The organism is Halomonas getboli, assembly GCF_023094245.1.
In the GTDB taxonomy this organism is placed as follows: domain Bacteria; phylum Pseudomonadota; class Gammaproteobacteria; order Pseudomonadales; family Halomonadaceae; genus Halomonas; species Halomonas getboli.
This window is the reverse complement of record NZ_JALMEW010000005.1, coordinates 244,593-267,090: the sequence shown is the minus strand read 5'-3', so window position 1 is coordinate 267,090 and position 22,498 is coordinate 244,593. Positions and strand designations below refer to the sequence as shown.

Below are 22,498 nucleotides of genomic sequence, written 5' to 3'. Positions count from 1 at the left end.
CCAGCGAAACGACGCCGGGAGCGAAGCGAGGAACATGCGGAGAGAACATGCCACCAGAAGGATCGTGTGTTCGCGTCAGGGCGCGCGGTGGCAGGTCGGTGGGGCGGCGGGAGGCCGGAAACGGGGCGGTGAATGGAAGGTCGGGAAAAGGTGCCGCGCGCTGGTTAGAACACCAGCGGCATGCGCGAGCTGAGCGCGTCGTGGTAGTGCGCGTCGCGGCCGATCATCTCGTCGTGCGCCACGTACTGCACCAGGTAGGCGCGATGGATGCCGGCGCGCTTGAGCTCGAGGTAGACGTCGTCGAGGGCGCGGAACAACATCGGCTTGCCGCGCCGGGTCAGCAGATAACGCTGGCCCTCGATGTCTTCCAGCTCGACCTGGTAGACGCGGCTGCCGGCGTGGCTGATCACGCGGATCTCGAAGTTGTCATGATGGGCCACGAAGGCCTTGAGGTCGTTGAAGTCCATGGTCCCTCCATCGGGATCGTTCAGGATGAATGCTGACACAGTCTCATGCGGTCAGATGACATGATGATGACGTTGTCGTATCGCCCTGAGACCGGTGGAGGGCACCGAGGGTTCCGCCCGGCGGGGAACGCCCGGCGGGAACGACCCGCCGTCCGGCGAAGTTACTGGTAGTCGGAGGGATCGATCGCCTTGCCCAGGGAGTTGCGGTCGACCCACTTGCCGGCCTTGGTCTCCTTGTAGCGGAACACCACCCGGTCGCCGACCGCCACCGGCAGCTCCGAGTCCTCGGTCTGGTAGCTGTAGTCCTCGCCGTCCACCACCAGCTGATAGCGGTAGAGGTCCGGCATGCCCAGCCATTCCTTGAACGGCCCTTCGCGTTCCACGGACTGCAATTCGCCGCGCGCCTCGAGTTTCGGGGTGCGACGCCGATTACCGCGCTGAAATCCGCCTGCCATGGTGCTTCTCCAGTGTGTCTGCTGTTCGAGGGGTGGGGATTATACGGCGCCGACCGCCCCGCTCAAGGGGTCACTCGCCGAAGGTGTCGCCGTAGCTGTCGGGCGCCAGGTCCTCGAAGCGGGTGTACTTGCCGATGAAGGCCATGTGCACCGTGCCGATCGGCCCGTTACGCTGCTTCCCGATGATGAATTCGGCCAGCCCCTGGTTGTCGGGGTTGTCCGGATTGTAGACCTCGTCACGGTAGACGAAGCCGATCAGGTCGGCGTCCTGCTCGATGGCGCCGGACTCGCGCAGGTCCGACATCACCGGGCGCTTGTTGGGGCGCTGCTCCAGCGAGCGGTTGAGCTGCGACAGCGCCACCACCGGGCAGCCGAACTCCTTGGCCAGGCCCTTGAGCGAGCGCGAGATCTCGGAGATCTCGCCGGTGCGGTTCTCGGAGAACCCCGGCACCTGCATCAGCTGAAGATAGTCGATCATGATCAGCGCCAGGTTGCCGTGCTCGCGCACCACGCGGCGGATCCGCGAGCGCATCTCGTTGGGCGACAGCGCCGCGGTGTCGTCGATGAACAGCTGCTTGTCCTTGAGCAGGTTGACCGCCGAGGTCAGCCGCGGCCAGTCCTCGTCCTCGAGCTGGCCGGTCCGTACCCGGGTCTGGTCGATGCGCCCCAGCGACGACAGCATGCGCAGCATGATCGACTCGCCGGGCATCTCCATGGAGAACACCATCACCGGCTTGTCACTGGAGATCACCGCGTGTTCGACCAGGTTCATGGCGAAGGTGGTCTTGCCCATGGAGGGGCGCCCGGCGACGATCACCAGGTCCGAGGGCTGCAGGCCGGAGGTCATGTCGTCCAGGTCGCGAAAGCCGGTCGACAGGCCGGTCATCTCGCCCTGCATGTTGAACATCTCGTCGATGCGATCCACCGCCTTGGCCAGCAGGTCGCTCATGCCGACGGGGCCGCCTTCCTTCGGCCGCTCTTCGCTGATCTGGAACACCAGCCGCTCGGCCTCGTTGACCAGCTCGTCGGCGGGCCGCCCCTGGGGCGCGAAGGCGCTCTCGGCGACCTGGTTGGCGGCGTGGATCAGCTTGCGCAGGGTGGCCCGCTCGCGAACGATATCGGCGTAGGCGCGGATGTTGCTGGCCGACGGCGTGTTGCGCGCCAGCTCCGCCAGCGTGGCCAGGCCGCCCACGGTCTCGAGCTGGTCGCGCCCCTCCAGCGCCTCGGACAGGGTCACCACGTCCAGCGGCCGTGCTTCCTCGGCCAGCGTCGCCATGACGTTGAAGATCAGGCGGTGCTCGTAGCGATAGAAGTCGTTGGCCACCAGCCGGTCGGACACGCTGTCCCAGGCCTGATTGTCGAGCATCAGCCCGCCGAGCACCGACTGCTCGGCCTCCAGCGAGTGGGGCGGCACCTTCAGCGCCGCGGTTTCCTGATCGAGCTCGAGGGATTCGTTCATTGGGGCGGGCATCTCCACGTCTTGGGCCGACACATTCTACCGCGATGAGCGCCTGACGCAGCAGTCGGCGTGACGCCTCAGGCAAGCAAAAAAGGGCGCGAGGATTTCTCCTCGCGCCCCTGGCGTCCGCGGGGGAGTCGGGCTTATTCGGCCACGACCACCACGCGCACGGTGGCGTCGACTTCGGCGTGCAGGTGCAGGTCGATGTCGTATTCGCCGGTCTGACGGATCGGACCTTCCGGCATGCGGACTTCGCTCTTCTCTACCTCGAAGCCGGCGGAAGTGATGGCGTCGGCCAGGTCGCGCGGACCGATGGAACCGAACAGCTTGCCTTCATCACCGGCCTTGGCGACCAGAGACAGCTCGATGTCGTTGAGCTGTTCGGCGCGCGCTTCGGCCTCGGCCTTGCGCTCGGCGGCCTGAGCTTCGAGCTCGGCGCGCTGGGCGTTGAAGGCTTCGATGTTGTCCTTGGTGGCCGGCACGGCGAGACCGTAGGGCACCAGGTAGTTGCGGCCATAACCGGGCTTGACGGTGACCTGGTCACCCAGACCGCCCAGCTTGCCAATCTTGTCGAGCAGAATGACTTCCATCTCGTAAACCTCTTGTCAGTCGCTGCGGCCGAAGCGTCCGCGAATGTCGGCGAACGTGTCGATCAAGGCCGCAAGCAGCACGATGAGAATCATGGGCCAGGTGGTGATCAGCAGCACATAGAAGGCGACCAGCCACAGCCCGTTCATTCCCTTCAATCCGATAACACCATGCACCAGCGCGATGCCGCCCACCAGCAGCGGCACCCAGAGCATCGCTCCCGGGCCGGGGAGCCCCAGCAGGATGCCGACGACGGCGATCACCACCATCACCAGCAGCTCGCGGGGCGTCAGGCGAAGGGCGTGGAACTCCTCGCGAAAGCCGCCGGGGTTGTAGAGCCCGGCCTGCCAGCTCCTGGCCAGGGCCAGACCGGCCACCGAGGCCAGCAGCACCAGCAGCCCGGTGACGCCGCTGAACGTCATCGCGGCCAGATCCTCTGCCGCGATGCCCTCTCGGGCGAGTTCATCCAGCATCGAGGCGAACTCCGGCGAGGCCTGGCGGAGCTGGTCCAGCACCGGCCCCACGCCGCCCGGCGGCAGGAAGAGCCCCAGCTGCACCATCCCCGCCCCCACGAGGGCGCCGACGATCAGCGTCTCGCTCCAGCGCATGCGCGAGCGCAGCACAACCGCCATCAACGTGACCAGCAGCACGCTGGCCAGCGGAATGACGTCGCCCTGGGTCCACCACCAGCCGGCCGGGACGGCGGCGGCGATGATCACCGGCAGCGCCGGCGACAGGCCGCGGCGCAGCGTGACCAGTCCGGCGATGGCCGCGCCCAGCCAGAACAGCCAGGGGACCAGCGTGGCCGCGGCCGCCCCGGCAACGGCCTGGGGCGTACCGCGCATCATCCAGCGGGCGACAGGCAGCATCACGCTTGCGTCTTACTGGTGGCTATCGGTGTAGGGCAGCAGTGCCAGGTAGCGAGCCCGCTTGATGGCGGTGGACAGCTGGCGCTGGTAACGGGCCTTGGTCCCGGTGATGCGGCTGGGAACGATCTTGCCGGTCTCGGTGATGTAGGCCTTGAGGGTGTCCAGATCCTTGTAATCGATCTGCTTCACGCCTTCAGCGGTGAAACGGCAGAACTTGCGGCGACGGAAAAAGCGTGCCATGGGAAAGACTCCTTAGCGTGCGATGTGTGGCTTAGGCGGACTGGGCGGGACGTGACGGCTTCTCGTCACGACGGGCGCGCTTCTCTTCCGCCGGCTTCATCATCGGGGAAGCCTCGGTAACGGCTTCCTTGCAGCGCACGACCAGGCTGCGGATGATGGCGTCGTTGAAGCGGAAGATGTTCTCGATTTCCTCGAGAGTCTCGCCGCGGCACTCGACGTTCATCAGCACGTAGTGAGCCTTGTGGATCTTGTTGATCGGGTAGGCCATGTGACGGCGACCCCAATCTTCGAGGCGATGCACGGTACCGCCGTTCTCGGTGACGATGCTGGTGTAGCGCTCGACCATCGCCGGAACCTGCTCGCTCTGGTCCGGGTGGACCATGAACACGACTTCGTAATGACGCATGGGTTCTCCTTGCGGTTTGACAGCTTCCAGAGAGGCGCGAGGCCCCAGGGGAAGCAAGGAGGTGATTATCGAAATACACGACGCCCGTTCGTCGGACGAACGGGCGCCAGTATTCTAAAGAGTGAACGCCAGGTGCGCAAGCTCGAAGCCAGCATGAACCCTCAGACGTGGGATCAAGGGCTCTCTTCAAGCTTTAAGCTTATGACTTCAGGCTTCTTTGCCGCACCGCCTCGAACAGGCCGATGCCGGTGGCCACCGAGACGTTGAGGCTGGAGACGCTGCCGGCCATGGGCAGCTTGACCAGCTGGTCGCAGGCTTCACGGGTCAGCCGGCGCATGCCCTTGCCCTCGGCGCCCATCACCAGCGCCGTGGGCCCGGCGAGATCGGCCTCGAACAGGCTCGCCTCGGCCTCGCCGGCGGTGCCGGTGACCCACACGCCGAGCTCCTTGAGCTTGCCCAGCGCCCGGGCCAGGTTGGTGACCTGGTAGACCGGCACGCTCTCGGCGGCGCCACAGGCCACCTTGCGCACCGTGGCGTTGAGCGGCGCCGACTTGTCCTTGGGCACCACCACGCCGTGGGCGCCGGCGGCGTCGGCGCTGCGCAGACAGGCGCCAAAGTTGTGCACGTCGGTGACGCCGTCGAGCACCAGCAGCAGCGGCGCCTCGGCGTTCGACCAGCCCTGCAGCCGATGCCACAGCGCGGCCTCGGCCTCGAAGGCCAGCGGCGGACAGAAGGCCACGATGCCCTGGTGGGCGGCGCCCTGGGCGAGGCGATCGAGGTCGTCGCGGGGATGGGCGCTGACCCGCGCGCCGCGCGCCCGGGCCATGTCGACCAGCTCGGCGAGGCGGCCAGCGGCCTCCCCTTCCTGCAGCCACAGCTCGCGTGGGGCCTCGCCGCGGCCGAGCAACGCCCGCACCGCGTGCACGCCATAGACGGCGTCCAGGCCGTTCGGCATCTTCGGCCCGCGCCGCGGCGCGGGCTTCTTCTTCGCTTTCATCGACATCTCGGATTTTCTCGACATCCCGGCATCGGCCTCAGCGACGACGCGGGCCGCGGCGGCGACGCTTGTTGCCGCCGCTCTTCTCGCCGTCGCCCGCGGACTGGCCCTGAGCGCCGCCCTTGCCCTGCTGGCCACGCGACTTGCGCGCCTTGCGCTGCGGCTTGGGCTGGTCGTCGGCCAGCTCGAAGTCGATCTTGCGATCGTCGAGGTCGACCCGCGCCACCTGCACCGAGACGGCGTCGCCGAGGCGGTAGCTCATGCCGCTGCGCTCGCCCTTGAGGCGGTGCTTCTCGGCCTCGTAGTGGTAGTAGTCGGAGGGCAGCGAGGTGACGTGCACCAGGCCCTCGACGAAGAACTCGTCGAGGCGAACGAAGATGCCAAACTGGGTCACCGAGGCGATGGTGCCGCTGTAGGTCTCGCCGAGCTTGTCGGACATGAACTCGCACTTGAGCCAGCTCTCGACGTCGCGGGTGGCGTCGTCGGCGCGGCGCTCGGTCATCGAGCAGTGCTCGCCCAGCTCGAGCATCTGCTCGAAGGTGTAGGGGCACCACTTGCTCGGCGGCTCCACCGGCGCGCCCTCCTCGCGCAGCACGGTCGCGGTCTGGCGCGGCCCGCGGATCACCGAGCGGATCGCCCGGTGCACGATCAGGTCGGGATAGCGACGGATCGGCGAGGTGAAGTGGGCATAGGCCGGATAGGCCAGGCCGAAGTGGCCCTCGTTCTGGGGCGAATAGACCGCCTGGCTCATGGAGCGCAACATCACCGTCTGGATGATGTCGGCATCCTCGCGGCCGCGGATGGTCTCGGCCAGGGTCTGATAGTCCTGCGGCGTGGGTTCGTCGCCGCCGGGCAGCGACAGGCCCAGCTCGTTGAGGAACAGGCGCAGCTTGTCGAGGCGCTCCGGCGAGGGCCGCTCGTGGATGCGGTACAGCGCCGGCAGGTCGTGCTTGTCGAGGAAGCGGGCGGTGGCAACGTTGGCCGCCAGCATGCACTCCTCGATGATCTTGTGGGCGTCGTTGCGCGAACGCGGCACGATCTTCTCGATCTTGCGCTCGTCGTTGAAGACGATCGCCGTCTCGGTGGTCTCGAAATCGATGGCCCCGCGCTCGTCGCGGGCGCCGCGCAGCACCTTGTAGAGCGAGTGCAGGTCGTTCAGCGGCTTGACCAGCTCGCTGTACTGCTCGCGCAGCGCATCGCCCTGCTCATCCTCGTCGTCGAGGATCGAGGCCACCTTGTTGTAGGTCAGGCGCGCGTGGGAGCGGAACACCGCCTCGTAGAAGCGATAGCGGCTGATGGCCCCCTTCTGGGAGATGTTCATCTCGCACACCATCGCCAGACGATCGACGTCCGGGTTCAGCGAGCACAGGCCGTTGGACAGCAGCTCCGGCAGCATCGGCACGACCTGCCCCGGGAAGTACACCGAGTTGCCGCGGCTGATCGCCTCCTGATCCAGCGGGCTGCCCGGGCGCACGTAGTGGGAGACGTCGGCGATGGCCACCAGCAGCTTCCAGCTGCCGGACTTGGTCTGCCAGGCGCAGACCGCATCGTCGAAGTCGCGGGCGGATTCGTCGTCGATGGTCACCAGCGGCAGGTGGCGAAGGTCGACGCGGTGAGCCTTGTCTTCCTCGACGACCTCGGCGGACATGCTGGCGATCTGGTCCTGTACCTCCGGCGGAAACTCGGACGGGATCTCGTAGCTGCGAATGGCGATGTCGATCTCCATCCCCGGATCCATCCGCTCGCCCATCACCTCGGTGACATGGCCCACCGGCTGCACGCGGGTGGCCGGCTGCTTGACGATGTCGGCCGAGATCACCTGGCCGTCGCGGGCGCCGCCGTTGGCGTTATGCGGAATGATGATTTCCTGGGCGATGCGTGGATTCTCGGGAATCAGCACGCCGAACTCGGGCGTGTTCTCGCGATAGACGCCGACGATGTTCTGGGTATTGCGCGCCAGCACCTCGACGATAGTGGCCTCGTCACGGCCGCGACGATCGCGGCCGCTGATGCGCACCAGCACGTGGTCGTTGTGGAACACGCGGCGCATCTGGCGCGGCGGCAGCACCAGGTCGGGCTTCTTGCCGTCGTCGCGCAGCAGGAAACCGATGCCGTCGCGGTGGCCGAGCACACGGCCCTTGATCAGGTCGAGCTTGTCGATCAGCGCATAGGCGCCGCGGCGATTGCGCAGCACCTGGCCGTCGCGTTCCATGGCCGACAGGCGGCGGCGCACGGCCTCCTGCAGATCCTCGTCATCGAGGCCCAGCAGGTCGCTCATGGCCTCGTGGGTGATCGGCTTGCCGTATTCCTCGAGCCGCGCCAGCAGGTATTCGCGGCTGGGCGCCGGCTTGTCGTACTTGTGGGCCTCGCGGCTGGCGTGCAGATCGTCGCTGAGCGTCCAGTGATTCATGCGGAGAGCATCCTTGGCAGGGTCGGGGACGACGTAAGGAGGGTGGCGCTCACGCGCCGCGGGCATGCAGTGATGCAATAGGGGTCTCTTGTCATGGCGGCAGTATAGCGTTGCCAAGGGTTGCACCCAACCATGCGACGGCCCATAAGGAGGAGGAAAGCGCAAAAAAAGCCGCTCACCGCCCCACAAGGGGTTGCATCACCGAAAATATACGGTAATATACGCGCCACTTGCCCAGATGGCGGAATTGGTAGACGCGCTAGCTTCAGGTGCTAGTGTCCTTACGGACGTGGAGGTTCAAGTCCTCTTCTGGGCACCAATTCGATACACTGCCAGCAGCACCGTCAGGTATCACGCTCTTTAAAAGCTCGATTCGCTCGTGTTTCGCCCAGGTGGCGGAATTGGTAGACGCGCTAGCTTCAGGTGCTAGTGTCCTTACGGACGTGGAGGTTCAAGTCCTCTCCTGGGCACCATTCATCGCTCAAGCGATGGCTCGGAACACGACGAATATGCATGACGCGCCCAGGTGGCGGAATTGGTAGACGCGCTAGCTTCAGGTGCTAGTGTCCTTACGGACGTGGAGGTTCAAGTCCTCTCCTGGGCACCATTCGCGTTATGCAGACAAGAGCTGAGCTTCGAGGCCCCCCCCCCTCGAGAGAGCAACCCCACATCGCTATATCGCTTGATATCTCCGGCCGCACACGTTGCGGTTTTTTGCGTTCCCGCGCACCAGGAAACGGCAACGCGCGCATCGCCGCCCATCTCCTTCCGCGCCTAGTCGAAACGCCCCGGCAGGTCCGCCACCGCCTCGAGATCCCAGCCCCGGGTACTCACCCGCCCTTCCAGCTCACGCTCCACCGACGCCGGCAGGTTCGGGAAGAAATCCAGCCCGGTCAGCGCCTCGATACGATCGATGCTGACCACGAAGCGATCCAACGGCTCGTCGCCGTGCACGTTCTGCGGCATCACGAAGGCGAGCGCCCTGGGCCGCTCGCCCGGCACCACCAGGATCTTGTAGAGCGCCTCGGGCACTTCCACCAGGCCGACCCGCCGCAGCACGCCGCGGGTGAAGTCCGAATCGAAGATCGGCCCGTCGATCACCTGCAGGGTGCCCAGACGCGGCACGAAGCGATCGATCACCACTTCCTCCAGGCGCTGCCAGAGCCGACGATTCAGGTCCGGCCGCTGGGGCACCATGTTGCTCATCAGGAAGGTGTCGTACTGGGCGGAGGGGCCATGCACTCGGGCGATGGCGTAGTTGGGCGCCAGATGGCCGCGATCGTAGCCGCTGCGCAGGTAGCTGTCCGGCGTGACCGGCCACAGGGTACGCCAGTCACGACGAAAGCCGGGGCGCTCGCCGACATCGACCGCGCGGTCGTCGCTCAGCACGTAGCTGGCCCACAGCGGACTGACCCGCACGTCCGACCAGCCGACCAGGAAGCCGTCGTTGCGCAGCACCCGGTGCAGGCTCAGCGGCGTCAGCCGCTCCCAGGTCGGCACGCCCATCCAGCTGAGACGCTCGCGCACCTCGCGCTCCTCCATGTACCACAGGCCGCTGCCCACCGCCGCGAACAGCGCGGCGATGCCCAGGCGGCGCAGCGACCCGCGCCATGACGGCAGGCGAAAGAGGCGTGACAGCACCGGCGGGCCTTACCAGCCCAGCGCGAACATGGTCTCGAGATCGTGGCGCGAGTGCACCTGCATGGCGTTGAGGGTCTCGGTCTCGCGGATGCCCTCGACGTCGTTGAGCCGCCCGGTCACGAGCTCCGCCAGGCCCTCGAAATCGCGAGTCCGGGCGATGGCGACCAGGTCGTAGCGCCCGCAGGTGGAGAACACCTCGCTAATGCCTTCCACCTCGGCCAGCCGTTCGGCCACCGACTTGACCTGGCCCTTCTCGGTATTGATAAGGATGACGGCATTCTGCATGGGGCAACCTCCCTCGGATAGCGGTTCACGGCGGCGAGTATAACAGCGTCCATGCGCCGCGGGGCCAGCGCCTCGTCGCGCCCCTCGAGCTCGGCTACGCTGAAGAGGCCGAACCTCGCCGTACACTTCCGGTCGAATGCGTCGGCGTCGGGCGCCCTCACGCCACGGCAGGCGGAGGCCGTCGCCTCACTGCAGCAGCAAGCATCTCAAAATGTATACATTTGAAATAGATAAATGGATACACTTTGACTAAGGTAAGAACAGAGGAGGCCCGACCTCCCGCGATAACACCCAGATCGGCGCTCTTCGAGCCGACGAACAGCGCCTCACCGTGACCCACCTGCAGACCGCTCAATGAGGAGCCACCATGGCCAATCAAAGTCGTCGCGATTTCATGCGCCACAGCCTGCTGGGACTCGCCGCCCTGCCGCTGGGCGTGGGCGTCCTGTCGAAGCGCGCCTTCGCTCAGGATCTGCCGCCCCTGGACCCCGAAAGCGCCCAGGCCAAGGCCCTCGGCTACGTCGAGACGGCCGCCGACGCCAGCGACAACCCGGCCTATGCCGATGGCGAGACCTGCGCCAACTGCATGTTCTTCCAGGCCGATTCCCAGGGCTGTCAGCTATTCCCGCAGAACAGCGTCGCGCCCAGAGGCTGGTGCCAGTCCTGGACCGCCAAGGCCTGATCCCCAGGCCGATCGTCAATCCCGCCAACGCCAGCGGCCCGCACCTCCCGGTGCGGGCCGCGTCGTGTCGGCACATCATGTGGGCGCCTCACGCCTCCTTCTGCTCGTCCTCCGGCAGCGGCCAGTGATAGCGCCGCACGATCTCGCCCTCCTCCATCGATTCGAGCTTCACCGGGAAGCCCCACAGCTGATGCAGATGACGCATCACCGGATAGACGCTGCGCGCCAGCGGTCGCCGGCTGTCCTGCACGTGGCGCAGGGTCAGCGAACGATCGCCACGGATGTCCGCCGAGTAGATCTGGATATTGGGCTCGCGCACCGAGAGCGCGTACTGAGTGGCCAGCCCGTCGCGGATGCGCTGATAGCCGCGATCGTCGTGGATGGCGGCCACTTCGAGCATCTCGTCGCGATCGTCGTCGAGCACCATGAACAGCTTCAGGTCGCGAATGACCTTGGGTGACAGGTACTGCTGGATGAAGGACTCGTCCTTGAAATTGCGCATGGCGAAGTGCAGCGTCTCGAGCCAGTCGCTGCCGGCGATCTCCGGGAACCAGCGCCGGTCCTCCTCGGTGGGCTGCTCACAGATCCGACGCAGATCGGTGAACATGGCGAAGCCGAGCGCGTAGGGGTTGATGCCGCTGTAGTGCGGGCTGTCGAAGGGCGGCTGCTGGACCACCGCAGTATGGGAGTGCAGGAACTCCAGGATCAGCCCCTCGTCCACCAGCCCCTCGTCGTACAGGCGATTCATCAGCGTGTAGTGCCAGAAGGTCGCCCAGCCCTCGTTCATCACCTGGGTCTGGCGCTGAGGATAGAAATACTGCGCCAGCTTGCGCACGATGCGCACCACTTCCCGCTGCCAGGGCGCCAGCAGCGGCGCGTTCTTCTCGATGAAGTAGAGCAGGTTCTCCTGGGGCTCGGGGGGATAGCGCCCGCCGGCATGCAGGCCGAGCGGGTCGTCCTCGTCGCCGACCTCCTCATGGCCGTTCTCCGTGGGCCGCCCGGGAATGGTGCTCCATAGCGTGTTGACCTGGGCCTGAAGATAGTCGGAGCGCTCCTTCTGCCGTCGGGCCTCTTCCTCGGCGGAGATCGGCGAGGGCCGCTTGTAGCGGTCGACCCCGTAGTTCTGCAGCGCGTGACAGGCATCGAGCAGCTGCTCGACCGCGGTCACGCCGTGGCGCTCCTCGCACTCGGCGAGGTAGCGCCGGGCGAACAGCAGATAGTCGACGATGGAGCCGGCATCGGTCCAGGTGCGGAACAGATAGTTGCCCTTGAAGAAGGAGTTGTGGCCATAGCAGGCGTGAGCCATCACCAGCACCTGCATCATCAGGGTATTCTCCTCCATCAGATAGGCGATGCAGGGATCCGAGTTGATGACCAGCTCGTAGGCCAGCCCCATCTGGCCGCGCCGGTAGGCCTGCTCCACGGCCAGGAACTGCTTGCCGAAGGACCAGTGATGGTAGCCCACCGGCATGCCCACGCTGGCGTAGGCGTCCATCATCTGCTCGGTGGTGATGATCTCGATCTGGTTGGGATAGGTGTCCAGCCGATACTCGTCGGCCAGCCGAGCGATCTCCGTCTCGAACCGCTCCAGGACCTCGAAGTTCCAGTCGGAGCCGCTGGCGATGGGCTTGCGTTCGGTCATGCTGCCTCCTTGGCCTCGCCTCAGGACTGGACAGTGCGGCGACGGAACAGGTCGCGGAACACCGGGTAGATGTCGCCGGCCTCGACGATCTGACGCATGGCGAAGCGCTCGGGATACTCGGCCTCGACCTTCTCGTACTCCTCCCACAGCGCCTGATGCGCGTGGGGCGTGATCTCGACGTAGGTGAAGTACTGCAGCCGCGGCATCAGACGGTTGGCCAGCTGATCGCGGCAGATCAGGGAATCGTCGTCCCAGTTGTCGCCGTCCGAGGCCTGAGCCACGTAGAGATTCCACTGGGTCGGCGGATAGCGGTCGGTGATGATCTCGTCGACCAGCGTCAGGGCGCTGGAGACGATGGTGCCGCCGGTCTCGCGGGAGTAGAAGAACTCCTCCTCGTCGACCTCCTTGGCGGCGGTATGGTGACGCACGAAGACCAGCTCGACCTTCTCGTAATTGCGCTCCAGGAACAGGTAGAGCAGCAGGAAGAAACGCTTGGCGATGTCCTTGTGGGCCTGGGTCATGGAGCCCGAGACGTCCATCACGCAGAACATCACCGCCTTGCTCGACGGCTGGGGCTGATTGACCAGGTTGTTGTAGCGCAGGTCATAGGTATCGATGAAGGGCACCGATTCGAGGCGCTTCTCGAGCCGCTCGATCTCGGCCTTGAGCTCGGCGATGCGCGCCGGATGGCGCAGCACCGGGTCCTTGCGCTCCTCGACCTCCAGCGCCTCCTGCGCCTCGCGCAGGGCCCGACGAATGGGCCCACGCATGGCGATGCGCCGGGCATGGGCCTCGCGCATCGAGCGCACGATATTGATCCTCGCCGGCACCCCGTCGCGGGTGAAGCCGGCCCGCACCGGGCGCACCTCATCGAGATCGACCAGGTTCTTGCGCTCCAGGTGCGGCAGCTCCAGGCCGTCGAAGACGAAATCCAGAAACTCCTCGCGGGACAGGGTGAAGGCGAACTCGTCCATGCCCTCGCCCTGGTTGGAGGCGCTGCCCTCGCCGGACCCGCCACCGCCTCCCCCGCCGGGGCGACGCAGACGATCGCCCTCGACGAACTCCTTGTTGCCGGGAGCGATGATCGAGCGTTTGCCGCCGGGCCCGTGCTGGAAGACCGGCTCGGAGATGTCCCGAGTGGGAATCGACACCTTCTCGCCGCGCTCCATGTCGGTGATCGAGCGGCGATTGACCGCCTCCTCGACGGACCGCTTGATATGGGTGCGATAGCGATCGAGGAAACGCTGGCGATTGACCGCGCTCTTGTGCCTGGCATTGGCACGGCGGTCGATGAAGTAGGTCATGCGGACCTCCTGGGCTGCCCTGCGTCCGCGCGGGTCGCCATGACTCGGCGTCCCGCGCGGCCCTCGACGGCTACTGCGACTTGCGCACCCGCAGATACCACTCGGAAAGCAGGCGCACCTGCTTTTCGGTGTAGCCGCGATCGACCATGCGGGCCACGAAGTCCTCGTGCTTCTTCTGGTCCGCGGTGGAGGCCTTGGCGTTGAACGAGATCACCGGCAGCAGCTCCTCGGTGTTGGCGAACATCTTGTGCTCGATCACCCCGCGCAACTTCTCGTAGGACTGCCAGCTCGGGTTCATGCCGTTGTTCTGGGCCCGGGCCCGCAGCACGAAGTTGACGACCTCGTGGCGGAAGTCCTTGGGATTGGAGATGCCCGCCGGCTTCTCGATCTTCTCCAGCTCCTCGTTGAGCGACTGGCGGTCGAACAGCTCGCCGGTCTCCGGATCGCGATACTCCTGATCCTGGATCCAGAAGTCGGCGTAGGTGACGTAGCGGTCGAAGATGTTCTGGCCGTACTCGGAGTAGGACTCGAGATAGGCGGTCTGGATCTCCTTGCCGATGAAGTCCACGTAGCGCGGCGCCAGGAACTCCTTGATGAAGCGCAGGTAGCGCTCGAAGGTCTCCTTGGGCAGCTGCTCCTGCTCGAGGCGCTGCTCGAGCACGTAGAGCAGGTGCACCGGGTTGGCCGCCACCTCGTGATTGTCGAAGTTGAACACCTTGGACAGGATCTTGAAGGCGAAGCGCGTGGAGAGCCCGTCCATGCCCTCGTCGACCCCGGCGGCGTCGCGATACTCCTGGATCGACTTGGCCTTGGGATCGGTGTCCTTGAGATTCTCGCCGTCGTAGACCCGCATCTTGGAATAGACGCTGGAATTCTCCGGCTCCTTGAGCCGCGAGAGCACCGTGAACTGCGCCAGCATGCGCAGGGTGTCCGGCGCGCAGGGCGCCTCGTTGAGCGAGGAATGCTCGAGCAGCTTCTTGTAGATGTTGATCTCTTCGGTCACCCGCAGGCAGTAGGGCACCTTGACGATATAGACCCGGTCGAGGAAGGCCTCGTTGTTGCGGTTGTTGCGGAACGCCTGCCACTCGCTCTCATTGGAGTGCGCCAGCACGATGCCGTCGAACGGGATCGCTCCCATGCCCTCGGTGGGGTTGTAGTTGCCCTCCTGGGTGGCCGTCAGCAGCGGATGCAGCACCTTGATCGGCGCCTTGAACATCTCGACGAACTCCATCAGGCCCTGGTTGGCCCGGCACAGGCCGCCGGAGAAGCTGTAGGCGTCGGGATCGTCCTGGGAATAGAGCTCGAGCTGGCGGATGTCCACCTTGCCGACCAGCGAGGAGATGTCCTGGTTGTTCTCGTCACCGGGCTCGGTCTTGGCGATGGCGATCTGGTTGAGTCGCGACGGGAACAGCCGCACCACGCGGAACTGGCTGATATCGCCGCCGGCCTCCTTGAGACGCTTGGCGGCCCAGGGCGACATCACGCTCTTCAGGCAGCGCGGGGGAATGCCGTATTCCTTCTCGAGCAGCTCGCCGTCATGCTCGGGCGAGAACAGCGACAGCGGCGACTCCTGCACCGGCGAGCCCTTGATGGCATAGAACGGCACGTGCTCCATCAGCAGCTTGAGCCGCTCGGCCAGCGACGACTTGCCGCCGCCCACCGGGCCGAGCAGGTAGAGGATCTGCTTCTTCTCCTCCAGCCCCTGGGCGGCATGGCGGAAGTAGGCGACGATCTGCTCGATCGCCTCCTCCATGCCATAGAACTCGGAAAACGCCGGATAGCGGCGGATGACCTTGTTGGAGAAGATTCGCGACAGGCGAGGGTCCTTGGCCGTGTCGATCACCTCGGGCTCGCCGATGGCTTCCAGCATTCGTTCGGCCGCGCTGGCGTAGGCCGAGGGGTCCTCACGGCAGAGTTCCAGGTACTCCTGCAGGCTCATTTCCTCCTGCAGGGTGCGTTCGAAGCGGTTCTGCACATGATCGAAGATGCTCATCGATGCCTCCTTAAAGCCCGGGGCTCCGGCCTTGGCGGTCCTCGCCCTGGTGGCCGGGTCGGTAGCTTCAGCGTAGTCAGCTCGACCGGACCATAGCGCTCGGTCGCTTCAACGCACGGCTACATTCCCTATGAGCCCGCGAACCCGAAGCGGTTCAGCTTGGAAGGTGCAGATTTTCAACGAACGAGCCTTGCCCCTCCTCCTCAAAGCTCGGCGGCCAGCCGTACGCCCTGATCGATGGCGCGCCTGGCATCGAGCTCGGCAGCCTTGTCGGCGCCACCGATGACGTGAACCGCCACGCCGGCCGCCCGCAGCGGCTCGAGCAGGTCGCGCACCGACTCCTGTCCGGCGCACACCACCACGCTGTCGACCTCGAGCAGCCGCGGTTCGCCGTCGAGCCGAATGTGCAGGCCAGCGTCATCGATGCCGACGTACTCGCAGCCGGCCAGCATCTCGACGCCGCGGTGACGCAGCGAGGCGCGATGCACCCAGCCGGTGCTGACGCCCAACCCGCGACCGGGCTTCGACGCCTTGCGCTGCAGCAGGGTGACCCGCCGCGGTATCGCGGGCCGCGCCGGCGCGCGCAGTCCGCCCGGCGAGGCCACCGACAGGTCCACGCCCCACTCGTCGCACCAGGCCTCGGCGTCCAGGGCGGGATGGCCGACGTGGGTCAGCAGCTCCGCCACGTCGAAGCCGATGCCCCCGGCGCCGATGATCGCCACCCGCGGCCCCACCCGCTCCGGCTGCTGAATCGCCAGCGGATAGGACATCACCTTCGGATGATCGCTGCCCGGCAGGTCGAGGGCCCGCGGCCGCACGCCGGTGGCCAGCACCACCTCGTCGAAGCCGCGCAGCTCGTGGAGCCCGGGCTCGGCGCCGAGTCGCACGCTCACGCCACGCAGATCGAGCATGGTGCGGAAATAGCGCAGCGTCTCGTCGAACTCCTCCTTGCCGGGAATGCGCCGGGCATGGTTGAACTGCCCGCCCAGTTCGGCCTGGCGCTCGAACAGCGTGACCGCATGGCCACGCTCGGCGGCGGTGACGGCGGCGGCGAGCCCGGCGGGGCCGCCGCCCACCACGGCGATGCGTCTGGCCGACTCGGCCGGCATGATGGAAAGCTCGGTCTCGTGGCCGGCGCGCGGATTGACCAGGCACGAGGTCGTCTTGCCCTGGAAGGTGTGATCGAGGCAGGCCTGGTTGCAGGCGATGCAGGTGTTGATGCGCTCGGTCTTCCCCTCGCGGGCCTTGGCCACCCAGTCCGGGTCGGCCAGGAAGGGCCGCGCCATGGACACCAGGTCGGCCACGCCCTCGGCCAGCAGCCGCTCGGCGACTTCCGGCATGTTGATGCGATTGGTGGCGATCAGCGGCACCCGCAGCTCGTCGCGTACCTGGCGCGTGACCTCGGCGAACAGCGCCCGCGGCACGCTGGTGACGATGGTCGGCACCCGCGCCTCGTGCCAGCCGATGCCGCTGTCGATGGCGTCGGCACCGGCCTCGGCCACCGCGCGCCCCAGGGCGACCACCTCGTCGTGGGTGCAGCCCTCCTCCACCAGGTCGATCATCGACAGCCGGAACAGGATCAAGGCCTCGTAACCCAGGGCCTCGCGAATGCGCCGCACCACCTCCACCGGGAAGCGAATGCGGTTGGCGAAGCTGCCACCCCATTCGTCCTCGCGATGATTGGTGCGGCGGCACACGAACTGATTGATCAGGTAGCCCTCGGAGCCCATGACCTCGACGCCGTCGTAGCCGGCCTCCCGGGCCAGACGCGCGCAGCGCACGTAGTCGTCCAGGGTGCGCTCGATCTCGTCGGCGCCGAGGGCACGCGGCTCGCGTGGATTGATCGGCGCCCGGATCGCCGAGGGCGCTACCGGCGCCTCAGTGTAGGCGTAGCGGCCGGCGTGCAGGATCTGCAGGCAGATATGTCCGCCCTCGGCGTGCACCGCCTCGACAAGGCGCCGGTGCTCGGCCACCTGATCGGGCCGCTCCAGGGTCGCGCCGCCGGAAAAGACCGCCCCCTCGGCGTTGGGCGCGATGCCACCCCCGACGATCAGCGACACGCCCGCCCGGGCGCGCTCGGCATAGAAGGCGGCCAGGCGTTCGAAACCGCCGGGCATTTCTTCCAGATTGGTGTGCATCGAGCCCATCACCACCCGATTGGGGAGGCGCAGCGGACCCAGTGTGATGGGGCGAAACAGATGCGGAAAGTCAGCCACGTTCGAGCACCCTCGGACCGTCGACAGAAATTAAAACAACTGTATGACAGACCCGCGGGCAGCGCAAAAGCCGGGCAAGCATTGATCGAAAAATTCCGAGACCTTCGGGCGGGAAAAATGCGACTTCAGACAACAGAAAAGCCCCGTGGCGTGAGCCACGGGGCTTTAGGAATTCTGAGCAGATGGCGGACCGGACGGGACTCGAACCCGCGACCTCCGGCGTGACAGGCCGGCATTCTAACCAACTGAACTACCGGTCCGCGTGGTGGGCGATACTGGACTCGAACCAGTGACCCCCAGCATGTGAGGCTGGTGCTCTAACCAACTGAGCTAATCGCCCACGCGGTACTGCTTAGATTGTGCGTCATCGTGGCGGACCGGACGGGACTCGAACCCGCGACCTCCGGCGTGACAGGCCGGCATTCTAACCAACTGAACTACCGGTCCGCAAGTGATGATGCGGTACAGAAAACGCTGGCGGACCGGACGGGACTCGAACCCGCGACCTCCGGCGTGACAGGCCGGCATTCTAACCAACTGAACTACCGGTCCGCACTCGTTTCTGCGATGCAATCGGGCACTGCCTGGGCAGTGGTGGGTGGTACAGGGATCGAACCTGTGACCCCCAGCTTGTAAGGCTGGTGCTCTCCCAGCTGAGCTAACCACCCCCGGTCACATGGCGCTGCATTCTACGGAAACGGCGCACATTGTCAACGCGTTTTTTCATCCTCATGTCGATCGGCCGGCGGAGAACGCCAGGCCATTCATCCACTTGGCCGCTATCGATCGGCGGCGTCGTAACGCGCCATGGTCATGGCGATGGCCGCCGCGCCCTCCTCGATCAATGCCGACTGATCGTGGCCCGAGGCCCGACGCGGCTTCCAGTCGTGATCGCCATCCTCCAGCCAGTGCACCTCGGCGCAGGCGGGCAGCGCATAGCCGGCCACCTCCTCGCGGGTACCGAAGGGGTCGCGGGTGCCCTGCACCACCAGGGTCGAGCAGGACAGATCCGGCCAGTGGGCGAGGCGCAGCGATTCGGGCTTGCGCGGCGGATGAAAGGGATAGCCGCACAGCGCCAGGCCATCGGCGCCGTCGCGCGCCGCCAGCAGGCTGGCCACCCGGCCGCCCATGGACTTGCCGCCCAGCCACAGCGGGCCCGGCGCGAGCCGCTGCGCGCCGTCGCGCCAGGCGGCGAACTCATCGACCAGTCGCTCGACCCGCGGCGGCGGACGCCGCCTGCCCTCCTCGCGCATGCGCTGCATGTAGGCGAACTCGAAGGCCAGGGTCTGCACGCCGCGCTTGGCCAGCGCCTGCCTGAGTCGCCGCATGAAGGCGGAGTCCTGCCCGGCGCCGGCGCCATGTGCCAGCAGCAGGCGCCCGAGACGAGCCTCACCGTTGACCTCCAGCGGCCCCGAGCCCTCGACATTCTCGATTTTTTTGTATTCAATCATTGTATACACTTACTGTGGACATATAACCTATCACCGAAACCGTCATGGAACAAAACGCCGAACCGCGGGCCTGCCGGCCTGACCTCGACTTGACCGTCATCATCATGCGGGCGAATGCCCTGGGCTAGAATCCAGCCCATGCGCGCCCCTCTTCCGCGTTCGATGGAACCCGACATGAGCACAGCACTGGAACACCCCACCTACAACTACAAGGTCGTTCGCCAGTTCGCGATCATGACGGTGGTCTGGGGCATCGTGGGCATGGCCCTCGGTGTCACGATCGCCGCCCAGCTGGTCTGGCCCGAACTCAACCTCGGGCTGCCCTGGACCAGCTTCGGCCGTCTGCGGCCGCTGCACACCAACGCCGTGATCTTCGCCTTCGGCGGCTCGGCGCTGTTCGCCACCTCCTACTACGTGGTGCAGCGCACCTGCCAGACGCGACTGATGTCCGACCGACTGGCCGCCTTCACCTTCTGGGGCTGGCAGGCGGTGATCGTGTCGGCGGTCGTCACGCTGCCGATGGGCTACACCGAGGTGAAAGAATACGCCGAGCTGGAGTGGCCGATCGACATCCTGCTGGCGGTGGTGTGGATCGCCTACGCCATCGTCTTCCTCGGCACCATCAAGCGACGCCGTACCTCCCACATCTATGTGGCCAACTGGTTCTACGCCGCCTTCATCCTCACCGTGGCGGTGCTGCACATCGTCAACAGCGCGGCGCTGCCGGTCTCGGCCATGTACTCGATCTCGCTGTATTCCGGCGCCGTCGATGCCATGACCCAGTGGTGGTACGGCCACAACGCGGTGGGCTTCTTCCTGACCGCCGGCTTCCTGGGCATGATGTACTACTTCGTGCCCAAGCAGGCCGGGCGCCCGGTCTACTCCTACCGGCTGTCGATCGTCCACTTCTGGGCGCTGATCATGGTCTACATGTGGGCCGGGCCGCACCACCTGCACTACACCGCGCTGCCCAACTGGGCCCAGTCGCTGGGCATGGTGATGTCGATCATCCTGCTGGCGCCCTCCTGGGGCGGCATGATCAACGGCATGATGACCCTCTCCGGCGCCTGGCATAAGCTGCGCACCGATCCCACCCTGAGGTTCCTGGTGGTGGCGCTGTCGTTCTACGGCATGTCCACCTTCGAGGGCCCGATGATGGCGGTGAAGACCGTCAACGCCCTCTCCCACTATACCGACTGGACCATCGGCCACGTCCACGCCGGCGCCCTGGGCTGGGTGGCGATGATCACCATTGGCTCCATGTATCACCTGATCCCGCGCCTCTACGGCCGCAGCGAGATGTATTCGGTGGGGCTGATCGCCGTGCACTTCTGGCTGGCCACCGTCGGCACCGTGCTCTACATCGCCGCCATGTGGGTCAACGGCATCATGCAGGGCCTGATGTGGCGTGCGGTCAACGCCGACGGCACCCTGATGTACACCTTCATCGAGTCCGTCGAGGCCAGCGGCGCCGGCTACGTCGTGCGCACCGTCGGCGGGCTGTGCTGGGTCGTGGGCATGCTGGTCATGGCCTTCAACGTCGCCATGACCGTGCGCGGCAAGCAGCGCCTGCCGCGGCCGCAGCCCCAGACCGCCGCCTGAGCCAACAGGGAACGAGAACACCTTCATGAGACACGAGATCGTCGAAAAGAACGTGGGCCTGCTCGCCGTGCTGGTGCTGGTGGTGATCAGCTTCGGCGGCCTGGCCGAGGTCGTGCCGCTGTTCTTCCAGAAGCAGACCACCGAGCCGGTGGAAGGCCTCGAGCCCCTCTCGCCGCTGGAGCTCGCCGGCCGCGACATCTACCGTCGCGAGGGCTGCGTGGGCTGCCATTCGCAGATGATTCGCCCCTTCCGCGCCGAGACCGAGCGCTACGGCCACTACAGCGTGGCCGGCGAGTCGGTCTACGAGCACAACTTCCTGTGGGGCTCCAAGCGCACCGGGCCGGATCTGGCCCGGGTCGGCGGACGCTACAGCGACGACTGGCACCGCGCACATCTCTACAACCCGCGCGACGTGGTGCCGGAATCGATCATGCCGGCCTATCCCTGGCTGTTCGAGAACGTCCTCGACGGCGGCGTCGTCGAGGACCGCATGCGCGCCATGCGCACCCTGGGCGTGCCCTACACCGACGAGCAGATCGCCGGCGCCCGCGAGGCGGTGCACGGCGAGCGAGAGATCACCGCCCTGGTGGCCTACCTGCAACAGCTCGGCACCGTACTGAAGGATGCGCGCTGACATGGATATCGGAACCCTACGCGGCATCATCACCGGGCTGCTGCTGGTCGGCTTCATCGCCCTGGTCTGCTGGGCCTATTCGAAGCGGCGCAAGCCGGACTTCGACGAAGCGGCCAACCTGCCCTTCGCCGACGAGGACGAGCCGTTCTCCCGCGAGAACGAGGCTCGCCAGGACACCCCCCGTCAGGACCGGGATCGTCAAGAACAGGGAGATCGCGACACATGAACCATCTCTGGGGAGACGCCCTTTCCGGCTTCTGGAGCGCCTGGATCATCGTCATCACGCTGGGCACCATCGCCATCAGCGCCTGGGTGCTGTTCGCCAATCGCAGGACCGACAAGACGGTCGACGCCGAGGGCAACGTCGAGACCACCGGCCATGCCGCCGACGACATCGAGGAATACGACAACCCGCTGCCGCGCTGGTGGTTCCAGCTCTACGTCGGCACGGTGATCTTCGCCCTGGGCTACCTGGTGCTCTACCCCGGCCTCGGCAACTTCGCCGGGCTGCTGGGCTGGACCCAGGAGGGCCAGTGGGAGGCCGAAGTGGCCCGGGCCGAGGAGCGCTACGCGCCGATCTTCGAGCAGTATCAGCAGGTGCCGATTCCCGAACTGGCCAGGGACGGCGAGGCCATGGACGTCGCCGAACGACTGTTTCTCAACAACTGCGCCGTCTGCCACGGCGCCAACGCCCAGGGCGGCTACGGCTTCCCCAACCTGACCGACGACGCCTGGCTCTATGGCGGCACCCCCGAGGCCATCGTCGCCACCCTCACCAACGGGCGCAACGGCCTGATGCCGGCCTGGCAGCAGCTGGGCGAGGACAACATCGAGAATCTCACCCAGTACGTGCTGTCGCTGTCCGGCCAGGCCTCGGATGCGCAGCGCGCCGAACAGGGTGCGGCGGTGTTCGCCTCGGTGTGCGCCGCCTGCCACACGCCCGCCGGCACCGGCAACCAGGCGCTGGGGGCCCCCAATCTGACCGACGACGCCTGGCTGTATCGCCAGCCGGGCCAGCCGCTCGAGGCCTCCATCCGCCAGACGCTGCGCAACGGGCGCAACGGCCATATGCCGGCCCAGGCCGCCTACATCGGCGAGGACAAGGTCCACCTGGTGGCCGCCTACGTCTACGGCCTCAGCCGCCGCGACTGAGCCCC

General features: G+C 66.3%; 21 protein-coding genes and 8 tRNA genes. 8 read left to right on the top strand and 21 right to left on the bottom strand.

Features of this window, described 5'->3' with window-relative positions:
- Window positions 1-164 precede the first annotated feature (164 nt).
- The 9 genes from MYL53_RS12450 to rnr all read right to left on the bottom strand — a co-directional run bounded on the left by MYL53_RS12450 (window position 165) and on the right by rnr (window position 7,891).
- Window positions 165-467, bottom strand: a complete 303-nt coding sequence (locus tag MYL53_RS12450; protein WP_247854269.1) for a DUF6482 family protein — start codon at window positions 465-467, stop codon at window positions 165-167.
- A gap of 161 nt (window positions 468-628) precedes the next feature.
- Window positions 629-922: a hypothetical protein gene (locus tag MYL53_RS12445; RefSeq protein WP_026068270.1), complete on the bottom strand. Its 294-nt coding sequence runs from the start codon at window positions 920-922 to the stop codon at window positions 629-631.
- Between the two features lie 70 nt (window positions 923-992).
- Window positions 993-2,381 carry a replicative DNA helicase gene (dnaB, locus tag MYL53_RS12440; protein WP_247854268.1) on the bottom strand — a complete coding sequence of 463 codons (1,389 nt, stop codon included), beginning with the start codon at window positions 2,379-2,381 and terminating at the stop codon, window positions 993-995.
- Window positions 2,382-2,524: 143 nt separating this feature from the next.
- Window positions 2,525-2,971, bottom strand: a complete 447-nt coding sequence (gene rplI, locus MYL53_RS12435; protein ID WP_247854267.1) for a 50S ribosomal protein L9 — start codon at window positions 2,969-2,971, stop codon at window positions 2,525-2,527.
- Between the two features lie 15 nt (window positions 2,972-2,986).
- Complete coding sequence (locus MYL53_RS12430) at window positions 2,987-3,838, bottom strand: YybS family protein (RefSeq protein WP_247854266.1); 852 nt, start codon at window positions 3,836-3,838, stop codon at window positions 2,987-2,989.
- 12 nt (window positions 3,839-3,850) lie between these two features.
- Complete coding sequence (rpsR, locus tag MYL53_RS12425) at window positions 3,851-4,078, bottom strand: 30S ribosomal protein S18 (RefSeq protein WP_016853668.1); 228 nt, start codon at window positions 4,076-4,078, stop codon at window positions 3,851-3,853.
- Window positions 4,079-4,109: 31 nt separating this feature from the next.
- The gene (gene rpsF, locus MYL53_RS12420; RefSeq protein ID WP_247854265.1) at window positions 4,110-4,484 is read right to left on the bottom strand and encodes a 30S ribosomal protein S6; all 375 of its coding nucleotides are present in this window, start codon (window positions 4,482-4,484) and stop codon (window positions 4,110-4,112) included.
- Between the two features lie 199 nt (window positions 4,485-4,683).
- The gene (gene rlmB, locus MYL53_RS12415) at window positions 4,684-5,481 is read right to left on the bottom strand and encodes a 23S rRNA (guanosine(2251)-2'-O)-methyltransferase RlmB (RefSeq protein WP_247854264.1); all 798 of its coding nucleotides are present in this window, start codon (window positions 5,479-5,481) and stop codon (window positions 4,684-4,686) included.
- A gap of 37 nt (window positions 5,482-5,518) precedes the next feature.
- Window positions 5,519-7,891, bottom strand: coding sequence for a ribonuclease R (gene rnr, locus MYL53_RS12410; protein ID WP_247854263.1), 2,373 nt, complete (start codon window positions 7,889-7,891; stop codon window positions 5,519-5,521).
- A gap of 232 nt (window positions 7,892-8,123) precedes the next feature.
- Here rnr and MYL53_RS12405 point away from each other — a divergent pair.
- The 3 genes from MYL53_RS12405 (at window position 8,124) to MYL53_RS12395 (ending at window position 8,498) form a co-directional block, all read left to right on the top strand.
- Window positions 8,124-8,210, top strand: a tRNA-Leu gene (locus MYL53_RS12405).
- 67 nt (window positions 8,211-8,277) lie between these two features.
- Window positions 8,278-8,364: transfer RNA gene (locus MYL53_RS12400), tRNA-Leu, on the top strand.
- A 47-nt stretch (window positions 8,365-8,411) separates the two neighbouring features.
- A tRNA-Leu gene (locus tag MYL53_RS12395) sits at window positions 8,412-8,498 on the top strand.
- 167 nt (window positions 8,499-8,665) lie between these two features.
- Here MYL53_RS12395 and MYL53_RS12390 read toward each other — a convergent pair.
- Window positions 8,666-9,490 carry a DNA/RNA non-specific endonuclease gene (locus MYL53_RS12390; RefSeq protein WP_425591757.1) on the bottom strand — a complete coding sequence of 275 codons (825 nt, stop codon included), beginning with the start codon at window positions 9,488-9,490 and terminating at the stop codon, window positions 8,666-8,668.
- 51 nt (window positions 9,491-9,541) lie between these two features.
- The gene (locus tag MYL53_RS12385; RefSeq protein WP_247854262.1) at window positions 9,542-9,817 is read right to left on the bottom strand and encodes an Lrp/AsnC family transcriptional regulator; all 276 of its coding nucleotides are present in this window, start codon (window positions 9,815-9,817) and stop codon (window positions 9,542-9,544) included.
- Between the two features lie 367 nt (window positions 9,818-10,184).
- On the opposite strand from MYL53_RS12385, the gene MYL53_RS12380 reads away from it, so the two are divergent.
- Window positions 10,185-10,499, top strand: coding sequence for a high-potential iron-sulfur protein (locus MYL53_RS12380; protein ID WP_247854261.1), 315 nt, complete (start codon window positions 10,185-10,187; stop codon window positions 10,497-10,499).
- An 88-nt stretch (window positions 10,500-10,587) separates the two neighbouring features.
- Here the strand turns inward: MYL53_RS12380 and MYL53_RS12375 are convergent, their stop codons facing one another.
- The 10 genes from MYL53_RS12375 to MYL53_RS12330 form a co-directional block, all read right to left on the bottom strand.
- Window positions 10,588-12,141 (bottom strand): SpoVR family protein, encoded by a 1,554-nt coding sequence (locus MYL53_RS12375; RefSeq protein ID WP_247854260.1) that lies wholly within the window; start codon window positions 12,139-12,141, stop codon window positions 10,588-10,590.
- Between the two features lie 20 nt (window positions 12,142-12,161).
- Window positions 12,162-13,445 carry a YeaH/YhbH family protein gene (locus MYL53_RS12370; RefSeq protein WP_247854259.1) on the bottom strand — a complete coding sequence of 428 codons (1,284 nt, stop codon included), beginning with the start codon at window positions 13,443-13,445 and terminating at the stop codon, window positions 12,162-12,164.
- 70 nt (window positions 13,446-13,515) lie between these two features.
- Entirely contained in the window at window positions 13,516-15,438 is a 1,923-nt protein-coding gene (locus MYL53_RS12365; RefSeq protein ID WP_247854258.1) for a PrkA family serine protein kinase, read from the bottom strand.
- 203 nt (window positions 15,439-15,641) lie between these two features.
- On the bottom strand, window positions 15,642-17,654 hold the full coding sequence (locus MYL53_RS12360) for an FAD-dependent oxidoreductase (RefSeq protein WP_345740375.1): 2,013 nt from the start codon (window positions 17,652-17,654) through the stop codon (window positions 15,642-15,644).
- A gap of 183 nt (window positions 17,655-17,837) precedes the next feature.
- A tRNA-Asp gene (locus MYL53_RS12355) sits at window positions 17,838-17,914 on the bottom strand.
- Window positions 17,915-17,917: 3 nt separating this feature from the next.
- Window positions 17,918-17,994, bottom strand: a tRNA-Val gene (locus MYL53_RS12350).
- 30 nt (window positions 17,995-18,024) lie between these two features.
- Window positions 18,025-18,101 (bottom strand) — tRNA-Asp (locus tag MYL53_RS12345).
- A gap of 28 nt (window positions 18,102-18,129) precedes the next feature.
- Window positions 18,130-18,206: transfer RNA gene (locus MYL53_RS12340), tRNA-Asp, on the bottom strand.
- Window positions 18,207-18,246: 40 nt separating this feature from the next.
- Window positions 18,247-18,322: transfer RNA gene (locus MYL53_RS12335), tRNA-Val, on the bottom strand.
- Between the two features lie 111 nt (window positions 18,323-18,433).
- A complete protein-coding gene (locus MYL53_RS12330; protein WP_247854257.1) occupies window positions 18,434-19,105 on the bottom strand; it encodes an alpha/beta family hydrolase in 672 nt (223 codons plus the stop codon).
- 174 nt (window positions 19,106-19,279) lie between these two features.
- Between MYL53_RS12330 and ccoN the strand changes: the two genes are divergently transcribed.
- The 4 genes from ccoN to ccoP are packed head-to-tail and all read left to right on the top strand — an operon-like array spanning window position 19,280 to window position 22,493.
- Window positions 19,280-20,707, top strand: a complete 1,428-nt coding sequence (gene ccoN / locus MYL53_RS12325) for a cytochrome-c oxidase, cbb3-type subunit I (RefSeq protein ID WP_247854256.1) — start codon at window positions 19,280-19,282, stop codon at window positions 20,705-20,707.
- 25 nt (window positions 20,708-20,732) lie between these two features.
- On the top strand, window positions 20,733-21,341 hold the full coding sequence (gene ccoO, locus MYL53_RS12320; RefSeq protein ID WP_247854255.1) for a cytochrome-c oxidase, cbb3-type subunit II: 609 nt from the start codon (window positions 20,733-20,735) through the stop codon (window positions 21,339-21,341).
- A gap of 1 nt (window position 21,342) precedes the next feature.
- Window positions 21,343-21,567 (top strand): cbb3-type cytochrome oxidase subunit 3, encoded by a 225-nt coding sequence (locus tag MYL53_RS12315; RefSeq protein ID WP_247854254.1) that lies wholly within the window; start codon window positions 21,343-21,345, stop codon window positions 21,565-21,567.
- Window positions 21,564-22,493 carry a cytochrome-c oxidase, cbb3-type subunit III gene (gene ccoP, locus MYL53_RS12310; protein ID WP_247854253.1) on the top strand — a complete coding sequence of 310 codons (930 nt, stop codon included), beginning with the start codon at window positions 21,564-21,566 and terminating at the stop codon, window positions 22,491-22,493. The genes MYL53_RS12315 and ccoP overlap by 4 nt, the downstream gene beginning before the upstream one ends.
- Window positions 22,494-22,498 lie beyond the last annotated feature (5 nt).